Raw genomic sequence first — 20,615 nt, forward strand, 5'->3', positions numbered from 1 at the left:
AGTGACCGCCGCTTGCCGACTTCCTAACCGCTGGAGGAGTCGACCTATGAATGCCCCTACAAGCGATGTCGTGGAAACGGCCGAATCCGGGTCCGTTCTGCGCAATCTGCGTCACGACGTTCCGGCATCCCTTGTCGTCTTCCTTGTCGCCCTGCCCCTTTCGCTGGGCATCGCGATCGCCTCCGGGGCCCCGCTGGCGGCCGGTCTGATCGCCGCTGTCGTGGGCGGCATCGTCGCCGGCACATTCGGCGGCTCATCGGTCCAGGTCAGTGGCCCGGCCGCGGGCCTCACCGTGGTAGTCGCCGGACTGATCGACGACCTCGGTTTCCCGATGCTGTGCCTGATGACCATTGGCGCGGGCGCGCTGCAGATCGCGTTCGGCCTGAGCCGGCTCGCCCGCGCCGCGTTGGCAATCGCGCCGGTGGTCGTGCACGCGATGCTCGCGGGGATCGGCGTCACGATCATCTTGCAGCAAGTTCACGTACTGATGGGGGGACCGTCACACAGTTCCGCTTGGCAGAACCTGATCGCCTTGCCCAACGGGATCCTGCATCACGAACTGCATGAGGTGATCACCGGCGGAACGGTCATCGCGATCCTGTTGGCGTGGTCAAGGCTGCCCGCCAAGGTACGGCTGATACCCGCCCCGCTGGTGGCCATCGTCGCGGCGACCGCCCTAGCGATCGTGGCGGGGCTGGACACCGATCGAATCTCGTTGTCGGGCAATTTCTTCGACGCGCTCAACTTGGCCCACATCTCGGGAACGTCCCCGAAAGGCGTGCCGTGGCTGGACGAGACCGAGGACATCATCGTCGGCGTCCTGACGATCGCCCTGATCGCCAGCGTCGAGTCGCTGCTGTGCGCGGTCGGTGTCGACAAACTGCACAGCGGCCCGCGCACGAACTTCGACAGGGAAATCATCGGGCAGGGCACCGCGAACGTGGTGTCCGGATTGGTTGGCGGACTGCCGATCACCGGCGTGATCGTGCGCAGTTCGGCCAACGTGGCCGCGGGGGTCCGGACCCGGATGTCGGCGGTGCTGCACGGAGTTTGGGTGCTGCTGTTCGCTTCGCTGTTCACCGACCTGGTAGAGCTCATCCCGAAGGCAGCACTGGCCGGGCTGCTGATCGTGGTCGGTGCCCAGCTGATCAAGCTGGCTCACATCAAATTAGCCTGGCGTACAGGCAATTTCGCGGTGTACGCCGTCACCCTCGCGTCGGTGGTATTCCTCAACCTGCTGGAAGGTGTGATCATCGGGCTGGCCGTTGCCATCGGTTTCCTGCTGGTCAGGGTTACCCGCGCGCCCGTCGCGGTGCAGCCGATCGGCGGCGATCAGTCCAAGCAGTGGCGGATCGACATCGATGGCACACTGAGCTTCCTGCTGCTGCCGCGGCTGACCAAAGCGCTCGCATCGGTGCCGCAGGGCTCCGAGGTCACGCTGAACCTGAACGCGGACTACATCGACGACTCCGTATCCGAGACGATCGAGGATTGGCAACGCACTCACGAAGCGCGGGGCGGCGTCGTCGTCATCGTCGAGACGACGGGCGCGAAGCTGCAGAACGCACACGCGAGTCCACCGAAGCGTCATTTCGCGACCAATCCGATCGGGCTGGTGCCCTGGCGTTCTCCACGCGCCAATCACGAAAACAACGGCGACGCCACGATTCTCGACCGCGTCGACGAGTACCACCGCAACGGCTCGGCCGTCTTGCACCAGCACATCGCCGGGCTCGGCGGAGCGCAAGATCCGTATGCGCTATTCCTTACCTGCGCGGATTCACGGATTCTGCCCAACGTGATCACCGCCAGTGGCCCCGGCGACTTGTATACCGTCCGCAACTTCGGCAACCTGGTGCCGACGAGCGCGGATGACCGATCAGTTGACGCCGCAATCGAATTCGCGGCGAGCCAGTTGGGTGTGCGTTCGGTTGTGATCTGCGGACATTCGTCGTGCGCCGCGATGACGGTACTGCTAGAGGGGGAAAGTGACCACCCCACGACCGCGATGGGCCAGTGGCTCGAGTATGCCGGCGAGAGTCTGAATGCCTACCGGGATCACCATCCGGCACGCGCCAGTGCCGAATCCGTCGGATACTCCGAGATCGACCAGCTGAGCATTGTCAATCTCGCCATTCAGCTGGAAAGGCTGACCCACCACCCGATCCTGGCACCCGCAGTCGCGTCCGGCGATATACAGGTGGTCGGTATCTTCTTCGACATCGCGACCACCCGGGTCTACGAGGTGACACCGCACGGCATCGTGTGCCCCGAAGAACCTATACGCGCGGAAGGCGTACTACCTGAAGGAAGAACTCGTCGATCTGCCTTACCGCACTGATGAATTGGTCGAGGTCGACCGGCTTGGCGACGTAGGCGTTGGCGTGCAGCTTGTAGCTACGCACAATGTCTTCCTCCGCCGAGGAAGTGGTGAGCACAACGACCGGGATGCGCGCGAGGTCGGCGTCGGATTTCACCTTCTCCAGCAACTGCCGGCCGTCGTACTTCGGCAGGTTCAGATCCAGCAGGATAAGGTCCGGGCGCGGCGCGCCCTCGAACTGACCGCGCCTGTAGAGGAAGTCCAGTCCCTCTTCGCCGTCGTGCGCCACGTGTAGTCGATTTTGGAACTTGTTGTGCTCCAATGCTTCCCGTGTAATGAGTTCATCTCCCGGGTCGTCCTCGACGAGCAGGATCTCGATTGCTCTGCCGGCGGCCGTCATTGGTGCGCTCCTTCCAGGGCGGATTGGTGTGGTATGTCCACGGCTACGGGGAGCGTGAACTCGAATCGCGTTCCGTCGGTGTACGTAGTGTCGATCCGGACTGCGCCGTCGTGGTATTCGACGATCTTCTTCACCAGCGCCAGGCCGACACCCGTTCCCGCGTAGACGCCCCGGCCGTGCAGCCGCTGGAAGATGACGAACACCTTCTCGGTGAACTCCGGGGCGATGCCGATGCCGTTGTCCGATACGGTCAGCAACCATTCACGAGCATCGGGGCTCGATTCGCAGTCGATGACGATCCGGGGCGACCGATCGACGTGACGGAACTTGATCGCGTTGCCAATCAGGTTCTGCCACAACATCGTCAACAGCGTCGGGTCGCCGACCACCTGTGGCAACGGTCGGGCCGGGCGTACGATCTCGGTGTTTGATTCCTCGATCGCGATGGCGAGGTTGGCCAGGGCCGCATCCAGCGTCGTGTCGAGCTCGACCTTGGTTTGCTTACCGCCCATCCGGCCGACTCGGGAGAAGGTCAGCAGGTCATTGATCAACACCTGCATGCGCTTGGCGCCGTCGACGGCATAGCCGATGTATTCGATTCCGCGCTCGTCGAGCTGGTCGCCGTAACGCTTTTCGAGCAGCTGGCAGAACGAGGCGACCTTGCGCAGCGGCTCCTGCAGATCGTGTGAAGGGACATAGGCGAACTGCTCGAGCTCGGCGTTGGAACGCTTCAATTCGATTGCCTGCTCATCCAATCGCGCCCCGGACGCCCGGGATATTTCGAGCGCCGAAACGATCCGCTGCCGCATGTTCTCGACGTCGATCGCCATGTCGTGGATGTCCTTGGGCCGCCGCGGGGGCGTGATGGATTCGGTGAAGTTGCCCTCGGTAATGCGCCGGCAGGCCGCGGCCAGCGACGCGAGCGGAAGGGTGATGGCGCCCCGGGTCAGCAGCCCCAGCGTGATGGCGAGACCGAAGAAGACCAGCACCACTGCGCCCAGCACCCGGTCCCGCCAGGCCCTGATGTCTTTCAATTCGTCGGTGGCATGCGTGGACGCAGCAACGAAGTCCGCATTCTGGTTATCGAAAAGCTCACGCAGGTGGTCGAATTCGGCCTTTCCGCGATCCACGACCCTGCTGTTCACGACGTCGGGGTAGTGCGGCGTCACGCTTGCGATCAGCGGCTCGGCAAAGCTGGCCCGCCAATTCGCGGTGGCCCGTTCGATCGCGTCCAGGTCATTGAGCAGGTCCACGCGCTGACCGACCAGCTGCCGGATCTCCTCGGCCGCCGCATGTTCGGCGTGTTGCCCGTCGTAGTACGGCGTGAGGAACTGCCGATCGGCGGCAATCGCGTAACCGCGCACGCCGGTTTCCTGGTCCCGCACCGCCGCCTGCAGCTGGATGGCGGCGCGCCGCGCCGGCTGAATCTCCTGGCTCAGGCTGCGCGTCACCTCGTCGGTGCGATTCAGCAACACCGTGCCCGCCGCCGCACCGGCAAGCACCAGCACACCCATGCTGAACAACACCAGGAACAGCCAGCCCCGGACGGTGAGTTGAGCTCGGGGGTGGGCGTCGGCGATCACGTCGCCGTCCGCTCTACGCGCACCACGGCGATGTCGTCGGTGAGGCCCCCGCGTGGCTCGGCAAGCTGTCCCGCACCATCGATCAGCGCGTCGACGAATGCCGCACCGGGCAAGCCGTCGTGGGTACGCGCCAGCGCCAGCAAGCCTTCCTCCCCCAGTCGCTCGTTGCCGGTTCCGGAATATCCCTCGAAAAGTCCGTCGGTGAGCAACAGCAGCCCCTGCCCACCGGCAATTCCAGTTCGGACTGCGGCCAGTCGTCGGCGCCCAGTCCCAGCGCCGGACCGGCCGGCGGCTCGATCCATTCCACAGTCGCGGCGCCTTGGCGCAACATACCCGGATGGCCGGCCCGGATACAGGCGATACTCGGGGTGTCAGGTGCGAATTCGAGTGACAGCACCGTCGCAAAGACCCCGCTGCCCATCCGTTCGGCGTGCAGCACCCGTTCGAGTTGGCGCATCAGTTCGGCGGCGCGCACGCCAGCGAATGTGAGCGCGCGCCAAGCGATCCGCAACGCCGCGCCCAGCGCCGCCTCGTCGGGGCCGTGGCCGGCGACGTCTCCGATCAAGACGTGCACGACCCGGTCCGGCGTCTGCACCACGTCGTAGAAGTCACCGCATAGCAGCGCGTCCGCCCGACTCGGCCAGTACCGGGTGACGATCTCGACACCGGGGTTGTCCAGCAGCAATGGCGACGGCAACAGGCCGCGTTCGAGCAGCGCGTTCTCGCGGGCTCGCAGCTGAGTCGCGTGCAGGTCCGCGGCGATGATCTCCACTCGCTTGCGTTCGATCGCGTAAAGCAGCGCACGGCGCAACATTTCGGGCTCGACGCGGCCCTTGACCAGATAATCCTGCGCCCCTGCCGCGACCGCCGACGCGCCGAAGAACTCGTCGTTCAAACCGGTCAGCACCACGATCGGCACCGTCGCATCGCGCTTGGCGATGCGGTCGAGGGCTTCGATGCCGCTGGCGTCGGGCAGGTGGAGATCCAGCAGCACACAGTCGGGCCGGGCCGAGGCCAGCTCGCGCTCGGCGTGCGCCATCGACTGTGCCCAGGTCACCCGGATGTCGTCGACCGCGTTGGAAATCAGGTCCTCGACCAGTAACGCGTCGGCACGGTCGTCTTCGACCAGGAGCAACGACAGCGCTTGCCATGTCGCGGCCGGGGTGACTGGGCTAAGCATTTCGCACCCCTTGCCACAGTCGTAACCTGCTCATTTGGCGCTACGCGTGACCGCTACCCTCCGAACGGCGCACGCTGAGCTTGGTTCTAGCGCTCGATCTTATTAGTCGAGCTGAATTTGAGGCTAACGGGTCCCGGCGAAACTTCAGCGCAGCAACGCCCGCGACATCACCACGCGCTGAATCTGGTTGGTGCCCTCATAGATCTGCGTGATTTTGGCGTCGCGCATCATCCGCTCGACGGGGAAGTCGATGGTGTAGCCGGCGCCACCGAACAGCTGCACGGCATCGGTGGTGACCTCCATCGCGACGTCGGAGGCAAAGCATTTCGAGGCCGCCGAGATGAAACCCAGGTTCGATTCGCCACGTTCGGCCCGGGCGGCCGCGCTGCAGACCATCAGCCGAGCGGCCTCCACCTTCATCGCCATATCGGCCAACATGAATTGGACCGCCTGGAAGCTGCTGATCGACTCGCCGAACTGCTTGCGGTCCTTCGTGTATGCGATGGCGGCATCCACCGCGCCCTGCGCGATGCCGACGGCCTGCGCGCCGATGGTCGGACGGGTGTGGTCCAGGGTGGCCAACGCCGTCTTGAAACCGGTGCCCGGCTCGCCGATGATCCGATCGCCCGGGATGCGGCAGTTCTCGAAGTAGAGCTCGGTGGTCGGTGAACCCTTGATACCGAGCTTGCGCTCCTTCGGCCCGACGGTGAATCCCTCGTCGTCGGCGTGCACGATGAACGACGAGATGCCGTTGGCACCCTTGTCGGGGTCGGTCACCGCCATCACGGTGTACCAGGTTGACTTGCCGCCGTTGGTAATCCAGCACTTGGCGCCGTTGAGAATCCAGTCGTCCCCGTCGGCCTTGGCGCGGGTGCGCATCGCGGCCGCGTCGCTGCCGGCTTCGCGCTCGCTCAGGGCGTAGGAAGCCATCGCCGTGCCATCGGCGATCGACGGCAGAACCTGTTTCTTCAGCTCCTCGGAGCCGCGCAGGATCAGGCCCATGGTGCCGAGTTTGTTCACCGCCGGGATCAGCGAGGCCGACGCGTCGACGCGGGCGACCTCTTCGATGACGATGCAGGCCGCGACCGAGTCCGCGCCCTGGCCGCCGTATTCTTCGGGCACGTGCACGGCGTTGAAACCTGACGCGTTCAGCGCGTCCAGTGCCTCGCTCGGGAAGCGAGAATTCTCGTCCACATCGGCGGCGTGCGGAGCGATTTCCTTCTCCGCCAGCGCCCGAATCGCCGCCCGCAACTCCTGGTGTTCCTCGGGCAATTGAAAAAGATCGAAGTCGGGGTGTCCGGCCCATCCAGCCATCTTGAAGTCTCCTAGCCCTCTTGCTACTCGCGGGTAACTTTACCCTGAAGCTCCTGAAGAGCCTCATCCTTGGCCCGCACGCTCTCGGCCAGCTGCTCCTGAAACGCGACGATCCGGGCCCGCAGTGCCGGGTCGGACGAGCCGAGCATTCGCACCGCCAGCAGGCCGGCGTTGCGGGCGCCGCCGATCGAGACCGTCGCCACCGGCACGCCGGCCGGCATCTGCACGATCGACAGCAGCGAGTCCATGCCATCCAGCCGGGCCAGCGGCACCGGAACCCCGATCACCGGCAACGGCGTCGCGGAGGCGACCATGCCGGGCAGGTGGGCGGCGCCCCCGGCGCCCGCGATGATCACCTCGATGCCCCGGCCGGCCGCCCCGCGGGCGTAATCGAACATCAACCCCGGGGTGCGATGCGCCGAGACCACCCGGACCTCAGCCGGGATGTCGAACTCGGCCAGCGCCGCGGCCGCGTCGGCCATCACCGACCAGTCGCTGTCGCTGCCCATGATCACCCCGACGCGGGGATTGCTACCCATGTGGATCCCATCCATCCGTCCACTGCCCGTATGCCAACCAGTGTGCCGCCAGCTCGGCGCGTTCACGCAGCTTCAGCAAGTCCGCGACGTCGTCGCCCAGAAAATTGATATGCCCGACCTTGCGACCCGGACGTTCGGTCTTGCCGTAGAGGTGCACCCGGGCGTCGGGCAGCCGCGCGTACAGGTGGTGCAAACGCTCATCAATAGACATCGCGGCCATCTCCGGTGGGTGCGCGGCCCCCAGCACGTTGGCCATCACGGTCACCGGCGCGATGGCATCGGTGTCGCCGAGCGGGTAGTCCAGCACCGCCCGTACGTGCTGCTCGAACTGGCTGGTGCGCGACCCGTCCATCGTCCAGTGCCCGGAGTTATGCGGCCGCATCGCGAGCTCGTTGACCAGCAGTGCGCCGTCCGGGGTCTCGAACAACTCGACCGCCAGCACACCGACCACGCCGAGCTCGGAGGCCAGCCGCAGCGCCAGCTGCTGGGCGGCCGCGGCGACGTCGGAGGGCAGGTCCCGCGCCGGCGCGATCACCTGCACGCAGATCCCGTCGGCCTGCACAGTCTCCACCACCGGCCACGCGGCGCCCTGCCCGAACGGCGAACGCGCCACCAGGGCCGACAACTCGCGGCGCATGTCCACCTGCTCCTCGGCCATCACCGGCACCCCATCGGCCAAAAAGCTTTCGGCAATTTCCCGGGCGTGCAACGGGTCGCGGGCCATCCGCACCCCGCGCCCGTCGTACCCGCCGCGAACCGATTTCACGACCACGGGGCCGCCCATACGCCGGGCGAAGGCATCGAGCTCGTCGACGCTTCGGATCTCGGCATAGCGCGGCACCGGGGCACCCAGGGCGTCCAGCCGGCGGCGCATCACCAGCTTGTCCTGGGCGTGCACCAAAGCGTGCGGCGGCGGTGCCACGTTGATGCCCTCGGCGACCAGTTTCTCCAGCAGCTCGGTCGGGACCTGCTCGTGATCGAAGGTCAGGACGCCGGCGCCGGCGGCGACCCGGCGCAGGTCTTCCAGATCGGTGTGCGATCCGATCACCACATTGGGTGTGACCTGGGCGGCGGGCTCGTCGGCAGCGGTGGCCAGCACCCGCAGGCTCTGCCCCAGCGCAATCGCGGCCTGGTGCGTCATCCGGGCTAGTTGGCCGCCGCCGACCATGGCGACCTGCGGGGTGGGTGTACTCGGCACGGCCATCATGGTGTCACGACACCCGCCGGTGTGTTGACCGGCTATGACGCGAAATCGTTAGGTACCATTTTGCGCCGTTTTCGAGTCCGTCCGTAGACTCAGCTGTTGTGTCCTTCGCTGATGCCACGATCGCGCGCTTACCTGCGGCCTTTCAGCCCTCTGCGCAGCGCCATCATGAATTCATCAAATTTGCCATCGTCGGGGGCACCACCTTCATCATCGACTCGGCAATTTTCTACACCCTCAAGCTCACGATTCTGGACACCAAGCCGGTAACGGCCAAGGTGATCGCGGGCATTGTCGCGGTCATCGCGTCCTACGTGCTGAACCGAGAGTGGAGCTTCCGCGACCGGGGCGGCCGCGAGCGCCATCACGAGGCGCTGCTGTTCTTCGCGTTCAGTGGCGTGGGCGTGCTGCTGAGCATGGCACCGCTGTGGGTTTCCAGCTACGTGCTGCAGCTACGGGAGCCGACGGTGTCGCTGGCCGTGGAGAATATCGCCGACTTCATCTCCGCCTACATCATCGGCAACCTGCTGCAGATGGCGTTCCGGTTCTGGGCGTTCCGGCGCTGGGTGTTCCCCGACCAGTTCGCCCGCAATCCCGACAAGGCACTGGAATCCGCGCTCACCGCCGGCGGGATCGCCGAGGTATTCGAGGACGAGGTCGAGTCCGGCAACGTCACCATGCTGCGCGCCTGGCGCAATCGGGCGAGCCGGAATTCTCAGCTCGGCGACTCCTCGGAACCCAGGGTGTCGAAAACTTCGTGATATAACAGCGCGTGTACCTCGCGCAACCGCGGAATGTTGTAGAACTCCAACGGGTCTTGTGACGCCGACTCGATAATCAGTGTCCCGGTGCGAAATAGGCGCTCCCAAATCTTGTCCCGGAATTCCACGCTGTTAATCCGCGCCAGCGGGATGTCGATACCGCTGCGGGTCAGCAATCCGTGCCGATACATCACGCGGCGATTGGTGACGACGAAATGTGTGGTGAGCCAAGTCAAGAACGGCCACAACGTCAGCCAGCCGACGATCACCAGCCAGATCACCCAGATGACACCGTGGACGATGTTCTTGGCCGTCTGCTCCCAGTGCGTAGAGTTGACGTACCCGGAGCCGAAGGCCGCCAGCCCGGTCGCCAGGATGAAAATCACGACGGGCCAGATCAATCGCTTCCAGTGCGGATGACGATGTATGACAACCTGTTCGCCGGCGGCCAGGGCGTTATCGGGATAGCTCATGTGGTGACATTAGCCCCGCAAATGAACGACGTCACCGGCCGAAACGACGACGGTCTCGTTACCGGTCTCCAAGCACAGCCGGCCGTGATCGTCGATACCGCTGGCAGTGCCGACGATTTCCTTCCCGCCCGGCAGCTGGGCACGCACCCGGCTGCCGACCGTCAGGCTGTGCGTCCGGTAGTCGGCGGCTAACTGCCAGTCGGCACCGCGAGCGGTCTGCCACCTGACGATCCGCCCCCCGAGCTCCCGCAACACCGAGCCAACCAGCTGGTCGCGGTCGGGGGCGGGGACGCCCAGGTCGAGCAGTGAGGTCGCGCCCGGTCCGTCGACCTCCTCGGGCGCCTGAGTCACGTTGAGCCCCAAGCCAATTACCACGACCGGGCGGGCGACCTCGGCAAGAATCCCGGCCAGCTTGCCGCCCCCGGCGAGCACGTCGTTGGGCCACTTGAGGCCCAGTTCCACCCCGGCCGGTAGCAACGGGGCGACGGCGTCGACCACCGCCACGCCGGTGGCCAGCGGCAGCCAGCCCCACCCCGTGACCGGGACGTCGACGACGCTGACCGCGACCGACATCGTGATCTGTGCCCGCGGCGACGCCGACCAGCGGCGGCCGTGTCTCCCGCGACCCGCGGTCTGATGTTCGGCGATCAGCACCGCCCCGGCGATGTCGGTGCCGTCGGCCGCGCGGGCCAGCAGATCGGCGTTGGTGGAACCGGTCTGCTCGACGACATCGAGGCGCCGCCAACCTATTCCGGTTCCGACGAGCTCTTTGCGCAGTGCAGCCGCATCCAATGGCGGCCTCAGTGAGTCCCGGTTCATCGCCGGTCCCGCATGTCGAGCGCGGCCAAATGGCTGAACACCATGCTGGTCCCGATCGGGTTGCCCCCACCGGGATACGCCAGCCCGCTGGGCGCGGCCATCGTGTTACCCGCCGCGTACAGACCGGGGATCGGGTTGCCGGACTTGTCGAGCACGCGCGCCGCGGCGTCGGTGCGCAGCCCGCCCTTGGTGCCCAGATCGGAAATGCCGAACACCGCGGCGTGATACGGCGGCTGATCGATGGGCACCAGCGGCGACGCACCCGCCGAGAACGCGCGATCGAACGCCTCGTCACCGCGGCCGAAGTCCTCGTCGACACCGGAGGCGGCAAAACCGTTGAACCGGGCCACCGTTGCGACCAGCCGATCGGGCAGGACCCCGATCATGGCGGCCAGCTCCTCGAGGGTGTCGGCGGTGTGCCATAACCCGGCGGCGACGTACTTCTCGGTCTCGACGATGGACACGTTGGCGGCCTTGACCGGCGGCACCTCGCCTTCCTTGTCGTCGTAGATCATCCAGTACGGCAACGACATTGAGCCGTCCTGCAGCTGCGCGATGATCTCGCGCCCGGCCCGGTCGTAGGCCCTCGACTCGTTGACGAACCGGTTGCCGTGCTCGTTGACGAAGATGCCGCCGGTGAACCACAGCGCGAACGCCGAGCGGCCGTCGGGATGGGTCATGCCCGGCGACCACCAGGCCTGATCGAGCAGATCGGTATCGGCGCCCGCGGCGATGCCGGCCCGCAGCGCCAGTCCGCGACTTCCCGGGCCTCCCATGGTGTCTCGCGCCACGCCCGGCACACCGTATTCGCGGCGCAACTCCTCGTTGGCTTCGAAACCGCCCGCGGCCAGCAGCACACCCAATCGGGTGCGGATCGCCCGGCGTCTGCCGGCGGTCTCGACGATCGCTCCGGTCACCCGGCCGTCGGACACCACCAGCTCGACCAGCGCGGTGTCGCGTTGCAGCGACGCGGTGGGGTATTGCTCGATGGCCTTGAGGAAACGCGCGATCAGTGCACGGCCGCCGAGGTAGTAGTCCGACGGAGTCTCGGCACCGAGCCGGTCGGTGTCCAGCGGCCCGCGGATCGCGTCGCGCAATTCGGGAGCGGCGGCCACCTTCAACGGCTTGGCGGCGATGTGGCGCTGGCCGTCCAGGCGCGCCTTGGGCGCCTTGCCGTAGTAGTCGGGCCATGGCAGCGGCACGAATTTGATGTTCGGGTCGCCCTCGAGGTACTCGATCAGCGGCGCACCGCCACGCACGAACGTCTCTTGCAGGTCGCGGGGCGTGCGCTCGCCGACGACGGCCCGATAGTAGGTGAGCGCGTCCTCGATTGTGTCGTCGTCCATGCCGGCCCGGACGAGCACGGGATTGCACGGGAACCAGACGCCGCCCCCGCCCGAGTAGGCCGTCGTGCCACCGAATTTCGAAGTCGCCTCGACCAGCAGCACGTCGAGGCCTTCCCGCGCCGCGGTGTAGGCGCCGGTGACCCCGCCGCCGCCCGACCCCGCGACCAGCACGTCGTGTTCTTCGGTCCAGTCGATTGCCGGGTCGGCGCCCATCAGCGGAGACTACTGCCAGACTCCTTAAGGCCTTACTAAGGGCCTCCCACGCGTCGCGTGCGGCGGCCGATAACATCGACTCCCATGACGAGCGTTACCGACCACACTGCGGAACCCGCTGCCGAGCACACCATCGACATCCACACCACCGCGGGCAAGCTGGCCGAACTGCACAAGCGCCGCGAAGAGTCCCTGCACCCCGTCGGCGAAGAGGCCGTCGAGAAGGTGCACGCCAAGGGCAAGCTGACCGCCCGAGAGCGCATCCTCGCGCTGCTCGACGAGGACTCGTTCGTCGAGCTCGACGCGCTGGCCAAGCACCGCAGCACCAATTTCGGCCTGGACGCCAACCGCCCGCTCGGCGACGGCGTGATCACCGGCTACGGCACCATCGACGGCCGCGACGTCTGCATCTTCAGCCAGGACGCCACGGTGTTCGGCGGCAGCCTCGGCGAGGTGTACGGCGAGAAGATCGTCAAGGTCCAGGAGCTGGCGATCAAGACCGGCCGCCCGCTGATCGGCATCAACGACGGCGCCGGCGCGCGGATCCAGGAGGGCGTCGTCTCGCTGGGCCTGTACAGCCGCATCTTCCGCAACAACATCCTCGCCTCCGGCGTGATTCCGCAGATCTCGCTGATCATGGGCGCCGCGGCCGGCGGGCACGTCTACTCCCCCGCCCTGACCGACTTCGTCGTGATGGTCGACCAGACCAGCCAGATGTTCATCACCGGCCCTGACGTCATCAAGACCGTCACCGGCGAGGACGTCACGATGGAGGAACTCGGCGGCGCCCACACCCACATGGCCAAGTCGGGCACCTTGCACTACGTCGCCTCCGGCGAGCAGGACGCCTTCGACTGGGTCCGCGACCTGCTGGGCTATCTGCCGCCCAACAACTTCACCGACGCGCCCCGCTACGCCGTGCCGGCCCCGGAAGGGGCGATCGAGGACAACCTCACCGACGAGGACCTCGAGCTGGACACCCTGATCCCCGACTCGCCGAACCAGCCGTACGACATGCACGAGGTGATCACCCGCATCCTCGACGACGACGAATTCCTGGAAGTGCAGGGCGGTTACGCGCAGAACATCGTCGTCGGATTCGGCCGCGTCGACGGCCGTCCGGTCGGGATCGTGGCCAACCAACCGACCCAGTTCGCGGGCTGCCTGGACATCAACGCCTCGGAGAAGGCGGCCCGGTTCGTGCGGACCTGCGACTGCTTCAACATCCCGATCATCATGCTGGTCGACGTGCCGGGCTTCCTGCCGGGCACCGGCCAGGAATACAACGGCATCATCCGGCGCGGGGCCAAGCTGCTGTTCGCCTACGGCGAGGCGACCGTCCCCAAGATCACCGTGATCACCCGCAAGGCCTACGGCGGCGCCTACTGCGTGATGGGTTCCAAGGACATGGGGTGCGACGTCAACCTGGCCTGGCCGACCGCGCAGATCGCGGTGATGGGCGCCTCGGGTGCCGTCGGCTTCGTCTACCGCCAGCAGCTCAAAGAGGCCGCCAAGGAGGGCCGCGATGTTGATGAGCTGCGGTTGCAGTTGCAGCAGGAGTACGAGGACACCCTGGTCAACCCGTACGTCGCCGCCGAGCGCGGATACGTCGACTCGGTGATCCCGCCGTCGCACACCCGCGGTTACATCGCGACGTCGCTGCGTCTGCTGGAACGCAAGATCTCCCACCTGCCGCCGAAGAAGCACGGGAACATTCCGCTATGAGCGAAGCGAACGGTTCAGGCCCGGTGAGCGACATCGACGAGGCCACCGAGGCTGCCGACACCCCGCACCTGCCGCACATCAAGATTCTGCGGGGCCGTCCCACGGCCGCGGAGGTGGCGGCGCTGGTCACGGTGCTGGGCAGCGCCGGCGGTGGCGCGCAGCCCGAGCAGCCCGAAAGCACCCGCTGGGGCCTTCCGGTCGACAAGCTGCGCTATGCGATCAGCAATTACCAGCGAGTCACCCTGCAGGAACGCATCCACATGCAGCGATGACCCGACTGGTGCTCGGGTCGGCATCAAGCGGCCGCCTCAAGGTGCTGCGCCAGGCGGGCATCGATCCCCTGGTCGTCGTCTCCGGCGTCGACGAGGATCGCCTGATCGCCGGTCTGGGACCCGACGCCTCGCCCGCCGATGTGGTGTGCGCGCTGGCTCGAGCCAAAGCCGAGGACGTCGCGGCCTGCCTGAAACGCCCGTTGTCGGCGGATTGTGTTGTCGTAGGCTGCGATTCGATGCTCTACCTGGACGGCCGGCTATGCGGCAAACCGGAATCCATCGAAGCCGCCCGCACCCTCTGGCAGTCGATGGCCGGGCGATCCGGCCAGCTCTATACCGGCCACTGCGTTATTCGCCTGCAGGACAACGACATTGCCCACTGCGAATCCGAAACATCCATCACTACAGTGCATTTCGGAGCACCAGAGCCCGACGACCTCGAGGCCTACTTGGCCGATGGGGAATCGTTGCGGGTCGCGGGCGGGTTCACCCTGGACGGCCTGGGTGGATGGTTCATCGACGGCGTCGACGGCGACCCGTCGGCGGTGATCGGAATCGGCTTGCCGTTGACGCGTGCGCTGTTGCGCCGAGCCGGCCTGTCCATCGCGACGCTGTGGGCGGACAACGGGTTTCAACACGACGCGGGAGATGTCGGCGCCCGGACCTAGTGTCGAATCCATGACCTGGGCAGAGTTCGTCGCCGCAGCGCCGGCCATCGCCGAAGTCTTCACTCGGCGCCATCGCGCCACCGGCAATCTGTGCCTGCTCGCGACCACGCGATCCGACGGATTCCCACGCATCTCCCCGATGGAGCCCCGGATTTTCGGGGACCGATTGTGGCTGCCGGGGATGCCGGGCACCACCAAATTCGCCGACCTGCTGCGTGATCCACGGTTTTGCCTGCACACCGCGACGGTCGACACCCAGCTGACCGAGGACGACGCCAAGCTGTGGGGCCTCGCGCACGAATGCACCGACCCGGCGCGGCGCGAACGGTTCATCGAGGACTTGGTCGAGGACACCGGATTGGATCTGCGCGGCGAGGAATTCGCCTTCTTCGGCACCGAGATTACCGGCGCATCGGCGATCGCGCTGCGCGACGAACGCCTCGAAGTCACGGTCTGGCAGCCGGGACGGCCGGAACGCGTGGTCGCCAAAGACTGAGGCGCAGACGGCCCGTGGCGCTGAGTAGGCTTTGCCCTGTGTCGCTACCCCCCGATTCCAGCCCAACGCTTTCGGCCTACGCCCACCCCGAACGCTTAGTCACCGCCGACTGGCTGTCCGGCCACATGGGCTCGCCCGGTTTGGCCATCGTCGAATCCGACGAGGACGTGTTGCTCTACGACGTCGGGCATATCCCCGGCGCGGTCAAGATCGACTGGCACACCGACCTCAACGACCCGCGGGTCCGCGACTACATCTCCGGTGCGCAGTTCGCGGAACTGATGGATCGCAAAGGCATCTCGCGCGACGACACCGTGGTGATCTACGGAGACAAGAGCAACTGGTGGGCGGCGTATGCGCTGTGGGTCTTCACCCTGTTCGGCCACCCCGATGTGCGTTTGCTCAACGGCGGGCGCGACCTGTGGCTGTCCGAGCGACGGGACGCCAGCCTCGAAGTGCCGACCAAGACCTCAACGGGCTATCCCGTCGTCGCGCGCAACGACGCACCGATCCGCGCCTTCAAGGACGACGTGCTGGAGGTCCTGGGCAGCCAGCCGCTGATCGACGTCCGCTCACCGGACGAGTACACCGGCAAGCGCACGCACATGCCCGACTACCCCGAAGAGGGGGCGCTGCGCGCCGGTCACATCCCTACCGCCCGGTCGATCCCGTGGGGCAAGGCGGTCGACGAGAACGGCCGCTTCCGCAGCCGCGAGGAACTCGAAGAGCTGTACGGGTTCCTGCAACCGGACGACAAGACCGTCGTCTACTGCCGCATCGGCGAGCGGTCTAGCCACACCTGGTTCGTGCTGACCCACTTACTGGGCAAGCCCGGCGTCCGCAATTACGACGGGTCATGGACCGAGTGGGGCAACACGGTGCGGGTGCCGATCGTCGCGGGCGAAGAACCAGGACAGGCACCGGGAGCCGTACCGGCCCGATGACTTTGCCCGCACCGCTGGCCGAGGTGGTGTCCGACTTCGCCGAAGTGCAGGGTCAGGACAAGCTGAAGCTGTTGCTGGAGTTCGCCGACGACCTGCCGGAGCTGCCCGACGATCTGGCCGAAGCGGCGATGGAGCCGGTTCCCGAGTGCCAGTCGCCGCTGTTCCTGCATGTCGACGCGCACGACCCGAATCGAGTGCGGCTGTATTTCAGCGCTCCCGCCGAGGCGCCGACCACCCGCGGATTCGCTTCGATCCTGGCCGCCGGCCTCGACGGACAATCCACCGCCGACATCCTGGCAGTGCCCGAAGACTTCTACAGCGAACCCGGCCTGGCCGCGCTGATCAGCCCGCTGCGGCTGCGGGGCATGTCGGCGATGCTGGCCCGCATCAAACGGCGATTGCGCGAGACGGCTTGAGTGGGACCGGGTATCGGCGCTCTCGGCGCGCCGCCTAAACTTCCCCCGACAAGACTTGTAAGAAATTCTCTTAGAGACGAAGACGACGTCTAGCCATACACAGGAGGCGCAGGTGCCTAGTCACGCCAGCTCACGGATCTCCAAGGTGCTCGTCGCCAACCGCGGCGAAATCGCTGTCCGGGTGATCCGGGCGGCCCGCGACGCGGGCCTGTCCAGCGTGGCGGTGTACGCCGAACCCGACGCCGACGCCCCGCACGTGCGTCTGGCCGACGAGGCGTTCGCGCTGGGCGGTCAGACTTCCGCCGAGTCCTACCTGGACTTCGCCAAAATTCTGGACGCGGCGGCCAAGTCCGGCGCCAACGCCATCCACCCGGGCTACGGCTTCCTGTCGGAGAACGCCGACTTCGCCCAGGCGGTGCTGGACGCCAACCTGATCTGGATCGGGCCGAGCCCGCAATCCATCCGCGACCTCGGCGACAAGGTCACCGCGCGCCACATCGCCGCCCGCGCCCAGGCGCCGCTGGTGCCGGGCACCCCCGACCCGGTCAAGGATGCCGACGAGGTCGTCGCCTTCGCCAAGGAGTACGGCGTGCCGGTCGCGATCAAGGCGGCATTCGGTGGCGGTGGCCGCGGCATGAAGGTCGCGCGCAGCATCGAGGAGATCCCCGAGCTGTTCGAGTCGGCGACCCGCGAGGCCGTCGCCGCGTTCGGCCGCGGCGAGTGCTTCGTCGAGCGCTACCTGGACAAGCCGCGCCACGTCGAGGCCCAGGTGATCGCCGACACCCACGGCAACGTCGTCGTCGCCGGCACCCGTGACTGCTCGCTGCAGCGCCGCTTCCAGAAGCTGGTGGAAGAAGCGCCGGCGCCGTTCCTCACCGACGCGCAGCGCAAGGAGATCCACGAGTCCGCCAAGCGCATCTGCAAGGAGGCCGGCTACTACGGCGCCGGCACCGTCGAGTACCTGGTCGGCCAGGACGGCCTGATCTCCTTCCTCGAGGTGAACACCCGTCTGCAGGTGGAACACCCGGTCACCGAAGAGACCGCGGGCATCGACCTGGTGCAGCAGCAGTTCAAGATCGCCAACGGCGAAAAGCTGGACATCACCGAGGATCCGACTCCGCGTGGGCACGCCATCGAGTTCCGCATCAACGGCGAGGACGCCGGCCGCGGCTTCCTGCCCGCACCCGGCCCGGTCACCCGCTACGACATCCCGACCGGGCCCGGCGTCCGGCTCGATTCCGGTGTGGAAGCCGGCTCCGTGATCGGCGGCCAGTTCGACTCGATGCTGTCCAAGCTGATCGTGTACGGCGCCACCCGCGAAGAGGCGCTGGCACGGTCCCGCCGGGCGCTGGACGAGTTCCACGTCGAAGGTCTGGCGACCGTCATCCCGTTCCACCGCGCGGTGGTCAGCGACCCGGCCTTCATCGGCGACGGCGAGAGCTTCGACGTACACACCCGCTGGATCGAGACCGAGTGGAACAACACCGTCGAGCCGTTCACCGGCGGTGGCCCAGTCGACGAGGACGAGACGCGGCCCCGCCAGAAGGTGGTTGTCGAGGTCGACGGCCGTCGCCTCGAGGTGTCGCTGCCCGGCGACCTGGCGCTGTCCAACGGCGCGGCCGCCGATCCGGCCGGCGTGGTCCGCAAGAAGCCGAAGCCCCGCAAGCGCGGCGCGCACGGCGGTGCGGCGGCCTCGGGTGACGCGGTCACCGCGCCCATGCAGGGCACCGTGGTCAAGGTCGCGGTCGAGGAGGGACAGCAGGTCGCCGTCGGCGATCTGGTCGTGGTCCTCGAAGCGATGAAGATGGAGAACCCGGTCACCGCGCACAAGGAGGGCACCATCACCGGCCTCGCGGTCGAGGCGGGCGCCGCCATCACTCAGGGCACGGTGCTCGCCGAGATCAAATAGCTGCTGACCAGGCTTTCTGGGAATCAGCTAGGTAAACGTTGTCGGTCTCCGGCACCGGGGGTAGGGTTGCGGTCAGGTTGAGTTCACAGCCGCCCGGACACGTCAGCGCCGCGCGGAAGGCGAATTCCCCACCTTCAGCGTTATTTCATTGTTGACGTAGTCCTCACACCAATCCTCGGTTTGAGGGAGCGAAGCAATGTCTGTGACCCAATCCTGGCAACAATGCCGAACGGCCCAATTCAGCGCCACCTGGAGCGCGTCGGGCACGGTCATCACCGTCGACGGCGAGCTCGACGCGGCGAACTCCGATCAGCTCGCCGTCTATGTCGAGCGCAATGCACGTCGCGCCAGCCGAGTGATCGTCGATATGCGCGATCTGGATTTCATTGGTACTGCTGGCTTTTCGGCGCTGCACCGCATCAACGTGGTGTGCTCGGGCGCCCAGCTGAGCTGGGCGATGGTGCCGAGCCCGGCGGTCCGGCGGCTGTTGCGCGTCTGCGACCCCGACGGCACCCTTCCGGTGACGACACCGATCGAGGAGCCGCTGCTGGAACGGGTGGCGGCCCACGACGCGCGGCCGCTACTCCAACTGGTCGCGCAGGCGCGTTAGCGATTTAGCCAGCAGCCGCGATACGTGCATCTGCGAGATACCGACTCGCTCGGCGATCTGTGTCTGCGTCATCGACTCAAAGAACCTGAGCACCAACACCGTTCGCTCCCGCTCGGGCAGGCCCTCCAGCAACGGGCGTAGCGACTCGCGGTCCTCGATGCGATCGATGCTGGCGTCGACGTCGCCCAACGTGTCGGCGATGGCACGGGCGTCCTCTTCGTCGCCTCCGCCCCCACCGGTGTCGATGGACAAGGTGTTGTAGGAGCTGCCCGCCACCAGACCCTCGACGACCTCGGCGCGGTCCATTTCCAGCTCGGCCGCGAGTTCGGTGGCGGTGGGTGCCCGCCCGAGGCGTTGGGACAGTTCGGCGGTCGCGCTGCCGAGCCGCAGGTGCAGCTCCTTGAGGCGCCGCGGAACCTTGACCGACCAGCTGTTGTCCCGGAAGTGGCGGCGGACCTCACCCATGATCGTGGGCACCGCGAACGACACGAAGTCCGATCCCGTCTCGACGTCGAAGCGCACCACGGCGTTGACCAAGCCGACCCGGGCTACCTGAACCAGGTCGTCGCGCGGCTCGCCGCGGCCCTCGAACCTGCGGGCGATGTGATCGGCCAGCGGCAGACACCGCTCGACGATCTTGTCCCGTTGGCGCTGGAATTCTGCCGAGTCGGCCGCGATCGACGCCAGCTCACGGAACATATCCGGAACATCGGCGTATTCGTTTGGGCGTGACGAGCCCGAACCGCCGTCAGCTTGCGCTGTCACCGGCCAGCGGCCGCCCGTCGCGCCGTCAGCGTTATTCCGAATACGCTGCCGGTTTCACGGGGTTCGCGCCCGTCGTGGAAGGTCTGGACGTCGTCGGCCAGCGACGTCAGGACATGCCAGCTGAAGCTGCCGGGCGACACCACGTCGTGGGTCTCGCACGCGGCGGACGCCTCGACCACCAGTTCGTCTTCCTTCGGGTCGACCACCACGCGCAGCGTCGCGTCCGGGGTGGCGGAGCGGATCAGCCGGGTGCAGACCTCGTCGACCGCGAGCCGCAGATCCGCAACGGCGTCGAAGTCCAGGTCCTCGTAGGTGCCGATCGCACCCACCAGCGTGCGCAGCATCGCCAGGTTCTCCAGGCGCGCAGCAACATGCAATTCGACGGCCCTTTGGCCATGTTTACGCTGTTCAGCGCGCAATTCAATATCGGTCATATGGTCTCCCGGCAACGTATGGCTCACACTACCCCTCGCTTTGGGGCGCGCCATTCGTGCCTCGACGCGCCAGACACCGTCGACAAACCCAGCACGCGCGCACTCGGGCACATCGCGTTGGCTGCCGGAATCACACAGGCCCTTCTGATCGTCATCGCAGTAGAGATCTACGTCAGTGCTTTCATGATTCTGTCCCCCTTGATGGGGTGAGCGCGCAGAAGATC

21 protein-coding genes and 1 pseudogene are annotated in these 20,615 nt (G+C 66.6%); 11 read left to right on the forward strand and 11 right to left on the reverse strand.

The window, feature by feature from the left end; genetic code table 11:
* Positions 1 to 46: 46 nt before the first annotated feature.
* Entirely contained in the window at positions 47 to 2,341 is a 2,295-nt protein-coding gene (locus G6N54_RS12410; RefSeq protein WP_163790408.1) for a SulP family inorganic anion transporter, read from the forward strand.
* On the opposite strand, the gene G6N54_RS12415 is transcribed toward G6N54_RS12410, so the two are convergent.
* The 6 genes and pseudogenes from G6N54_RS12415 to G6N54_RS12440 form a co-directional block, all read right to left on the reverse strand.
* Positions 2,280 to 2,720: a response regulator gene (locus G6N54_RS12415; RefSeq protein WP_163790409.1), complete on the reverse strand. Its 441-nt coding sequence runs from the start codon at positions 2,718 to 2,720 to the stop codon at positions 2,280 to 2,282. The genes G6N54_RS12410 and G6N54_RS12415 overlap by 62 nt on opposite strands.
* Positions 2,717 to 4,234: a sensor histidine kinase gene (locus tag G6N54_RS12420; RefSeq protein ID WP_163794699.1), complete on the reverse strand. Its 1,518-nt coding sequence runs from the start codon at positions 4,232 to 4,234 to the stop codon at positions 2,717 to 2,719. Before G6N54_RS12420 ends, G6N54_RS12415 begins: the two co-directional genes overlap by 4 nt.
* Before the next feature lie 65 nt (positions 4,235 to 4,299).
* Positions 4,300 to 5,483 (reverse strand): annotated as a pseudogene (locus G6N54_RS12425) (PP2C family protein-serine/threonine phosphatase).
* A gap of 144 nt (positions 5,484 to 5,627) precedes the next feature.
* Complete coding sequence (locus G6N54_RS12430) at positions 5,628 to 6,797, reverse strand: acyl-CoA dehydrogenase (protein WP_163790410.1); 1,170 nt, start codon at positions 6,795 to 6,797, stop codon at positions 5,628 to 5,630.
* 23 nt (positions 6,798 to 6,820) lie between these two features.
* Positions 6,821 to 7,336, reverse strand: coding sequence for a 5-(carboxyamino)imidazole ribonucleotide mutase (gene purE / locus G6N54_RS12435; RefSeq protein WP_163790411.1), 516 nt, complete (start codon positions 7,334 to 7,336; stop codon positions 6,821 to 6,823).
* On the reverse strand, positions 7,329 to 8,543 hold the full coding sequence (locus G6N54_RS12440) for a 5-(carboxyamino)imidazole ribonucleotide synthase (RefSeq protein WP_163790412.1): 1,215 nt from the start codon (positions 8,541 to 8,543) through the stop codon (positions 7,329 to 7,331). Before G6N54_RS12440 ends, purE begins: the two co-directional genes overlap by 8 nt.
* 98 nt (positions 8,544 to 8,641) lie before the next feature.
* Here G6N54_RS12440 and G6N54_RS12445 point away from each other — a divergent pair, with 98 nt between their 5' ends.
* Complete coding sequence (locus G6N54_RS12445) at positions 8,642 to 9,301, forward strand: GtrA family protein (RefSeq protein ID WP_163790413.1); 660 nt, start codon at positions 8,642 to 8,644, stop codon at positions 9,299 to 9,301.
* On the opposite strand, the gene G6N54_RS12450 is transcribed toward G6N54_RS12445, so the two are convergent.
* From G6N54_RS12450 to G6N54_RS12460, 3 genes are read right to left on the reverse strand one after another with little or no spacing between them, the layout of a single operon-like run.
* Complete coding sequence (locus G6N54_RS12450) at positions 9,256 to 9,774, reverse strand: PH domain-containing protein (RefSeq protein WP_163790414.1); 519 nt, start codon at positions 9,772 to 9,774, stop codon at positions 9,256 to 9,258. The genes G6N54_RS12445 and G6N54_RS12450 overlap by 46 nt on opposite strands.
* Before the next feature lie 9 nt (positions 9,775 to 9,783).
* Positions 9,784 to 10,593 (reverse strand): biotin--[acetyl-CoA-carboxylase] ligase, encoded by an 810-nt coding sequence (locus tag G6N54_RS12455; protein WP_163790415.1) that lies wholly within the window; start codon positions 10,591 to 10,593, stop codon positions 9,784 to 9,786.
* The gene (locus G6N54_RS12460; RefSeq protein ID WP_163790416.1) at positions 10,590 to 12,152 is read right to left on the reverse strand and encodes an FAD-binding protein; all 1,563 of its coding nucleotides are present in this window, start codon (positions 12,150 to 12,152) and stop codon (positions 10,590 to 10,592) included. Before G6N54_RS12460 ends, G6N54_RS12455 begins: the two co-directional genes overlap by 4 nt.
* A gap of 84 nt (positions 12,153 to 12,236) precedes the next feature.
* Here G6N54_RS12460 and G6N54_RS12465 point away from each other — a divergent pair, with 84 nt between their 5' ends.
* The 8 genes from G6N54_RS12465 (at position 12,237) to G6N54_RS12500 (ending at position 19,192) form a co-directional block, all read left to right on the forward strand.
* Positions 12,237 to 13,877, forward strand: coding sequence for an acyl-CoA carboxylase subunit beta (locus tag G6N54_RS12465; RefSeq protein ID WP_163790417.1), 1,641 nt, complete (start codon positions 12,237 to 12,239; stop codon positions 13,875 to 13,877).
* Positions 13,874 to 14,149, forward strand: a complete 276-nt coding sequence (locus G6N54_RS12470; protein ID WP_163790418.1) for an acyl-CoA carboxylase subunit epsilon — start codon at positions 13,874 to 13,876, stop codon at positions 14,147 to 14,149. The genes G6N54_RS12465 and G6N54_RS12470 overlap by 4 nt, the downstream gene beginning before the upstream one ends.
* Positions 14,146 to 14,817, forward strand: coding sequence for a Maf family protein (locus tag G6N54_RS12475; protein WP_163790419.1), 672 nt, complete (start codon positions 14,146 to 14,148; stop codon positions 14,815 to 14,817). Before G6N54_RS12470 ends, G6N54_RS12475 begins: the two co-directional genes overlap by 4 nt.
* Positions 14,818 to 14,827: 10 nt before the next feature.
* Positions 14,828 to 15,313 (forward strand): pyridoxamine 5'-phosphate oxidase family protein, encoded by a 486-nt coding sequence (locus G6N54_RS12480; RefSeq protein ID WP_163790420.1) that lies wholly within the window; start codon positions 14,828 to 14,830, stop codon positions 15,311 to 15,313.
* 38 nt (positions 15,314 to 15,351) lie between these two features.
* Positions 15,352 to 16,257 (forward strand): sulfurtransferase, encoded by a 906-nt coding sequence (locus G6N54_RS12485; RefSeq protein WP_163790421.1) that lies wholly within the window; start codon positions 15,352 to 15,354, stop codon positions 16,255 to 16,257.
* Entirely contained in the window at positions 16,254 to 16,673 is a 420-nt protein-coding gene (locus G6N54_RS12490; protein ID WP_163790422.1) for a SufE family protein, read from the forward strand. The genes G6N54_RS12485 and G6N54_RS12490 overlap by 4 nt, the downstream gene beginning before the upstream one ends.
* Before the next feature lie 112 nt (positions 16,674 to 16,785).
* On the forward strand, positions 16,786 to 18,582 hold the full coding sequence (locus G6N54_RS12495) for an acetyl-CoA carboxylase biotin carboxylase subunit (RefSeq protein ID WP_163790423.1): 1,797 nt from the start codon (positions 16,786 to 16,788) through the stop codon (positions 18,580 to 18,582).
* Positions 18,583 to 18,778: 196 nt separating this feature from the next.
* Positions 18,779 to 19,192 carry an STAS domain-containing protein gene (locus tag G6N54_RS12500; RefSeq protein WP_163790424.1) on the forward strand — a complete coding sequence of 138 codons (414 nt, stop codon included), beginning with the start codon at positions 18,779 to 18,781 and terminating at the stop codon, positions 19,190 to 19,192.
* Here G6N54_RS12500 and G6N54_RS12505 read toward each other — a convergent pair.
* Entirely contained in the window at positions 19,163 to 19,957 is a 795-nt protein-coding gene (locus G6N54_RS12505; RefSeq protein WP_163790425.1) for an RNA polymerase sigma factor SigF, read from the reverse strand. The genes G6N54_RS12500 and G6N54_RS12505 overlap by 30 nt on opposite strands.
* A complete protein-coding gene (locus G6N54_RS12510; protein WP_163790426.1) occupies positions 19,954 to 20,391 on the reverse strand; it encodes an ATP-binding protein in 438 nt (145 codons plus the stop codon). The genes G6N54_RS12505 and G6N54_RS12510 overlap by 4 nt, the downstream gene beginning before the upstream one ends.
* Here G6N54_RS12510 and G6N54_RS12515 point away from each other — a divergent pair.
* Positions 20,329 to 20,601 (forward strand): hypothetical protein, encoded by a 273-nt coding sequence (locus G6N54_RS12515; protein ID WP_163787994.1) that lies wholly within the window; start codon positions 20,329 to 20,331, stop codon positions 20,599 to 20,601. The genes G6N54_RS12510 and G6N54_RS12515 overlap by 63 nt on opposite strands.
* Positions 20,602 to 20,615: the final 14 nt, after the last annotated feature.

Origin of the sequence: Mycobacterium stomatepiae (assembly GCF_010731715.1) — a bacterium.
Classification (GTDB): domain Bacteria; phylum Actinomycetota; class Actinomycetes; order Mycobacteriales; family Mycobacteriaceae; genus Mycobacterium; species Mycobacterium stomatepiae.

Bases quoted from the DNA above. Each gene is read 5' to 3' on its own strand.
- G6N54_RS12470 (WP_163790418.1), top strand. From the start codon at position 13,874: ATGAGCGAAGCGAACGGTTCAGGCCCGGTGAGCGACATCGACGAGGCC.
- G6N54_RS12430 (WP_163790410.1), bottom strand. From the start codon at position 6,797: ATGGCTGGATGGGCCGGACACCCCGACTTCGATCTTTTTCAATTGCCC.
- purE (WP_163790411.1), bottom strand. From the start codon at position 7,336: ATGGGTAGCAATCCCCGCGTCGGGGTGATCATGGGCAGCGACAGCGAC.
- G6N54_RS12460 (WP_163790416.1), bottom strand. From the start codon at position 12,152: ATGGGCGCCGACCCGGCAATCGACTGGACCGAAGAACACGACGTGCTG.
- G6N54_RS12450 (WP_163790414.1), bottom strand. From the start codon at position 9,774: ATGAGCTATCCCGATAACGCCCTGGCCGCCGGCGAACAGGTTGTCATA.
- G6N54_RS12515 (WP_163787994.1), top strand. From the start codon at position 20,329: ATGCAATTCGACGGCCCTTTGGCCATGTTTACGCTGTTCAGCGCGCAA.
- G6N54_RS12415 (WP_163790409.1), bottom strand. From the start codon at position 2,720: ATGACGGCCGCCGGCAGAGCAATCGAGATCCTGCTCGTCGAGGACGAC.
- G6N54_RS12440 (WP_163790412.1), bottom strand. From the start codon at position 8,543: ATGATGGCCGTGCCGAGTACACCCACCCCGCAGGTCGCCATGGTCGGC.
- G6N54_RS12480 (WP_163790420.1), top strand. From the start codon at position 14,828: ATGACCTGGGCAGAGTTCGTCGCCGCAGCGCCGGCCATCGCCGAAGTC.
- G6N54_RS12410 (WP_163790408.1), top strand. From the start codon at position 47: ATGAATGCCCCTACAAGCGATGTCGTGGAAACGGCCGAATCCGGGTCC.
- G6N54_RS12500 (WP_163790424.1), top strand. From the start codon at position 18,779: ATGTCTGTGACCCAATCCTGGCAACAATGCCGAACGGCCCAATTCAGC.
- G6N54_RS12420 (WP_163794699.1), bottom strand. From the start codon at position 4,234: ATGGGTGTGCTGGTGCTTGCCGGTGCGGCGGCGGGCACGGTGTTGCTG.
- G6N54_RS12465 (WP_163790417.1), top strand. From the start codon at position 12,237: ATGACGAGCGTTACCGACCACACTGCGGAACCCGCTGCCGAGCACACC.
- G6N54_RS12475 (WP_163790419.1), top strand. From the start codon at position 14,146: ATGACCCGACTGGTGCTCGGGTCGGCATCAAGCGGCCGCCTCAAGGTG.
- G6N54_RS12490 (WP_163790422.1), top strand. From the start codon at position 16,254: ATGACTTTGCCCGCACCGCTGGCCGAGGTGGTGTCCGACTTCGCCGAA.
- G6N54_RS12455 (WP_163790415.1), bottom strand. From the start codon at position 10,593: ATGAACCGGGACTCACTGAGGCCGCCATTGGATGCGGCTGCACTGCGC.
- G6N54_RS12510 (WP_163790426.1), bottom strand. From the start codon at position 20,391: ATGACCGATATTGAATTGCGCGCTGAACAGCGTAAACATGGCCAAAGG.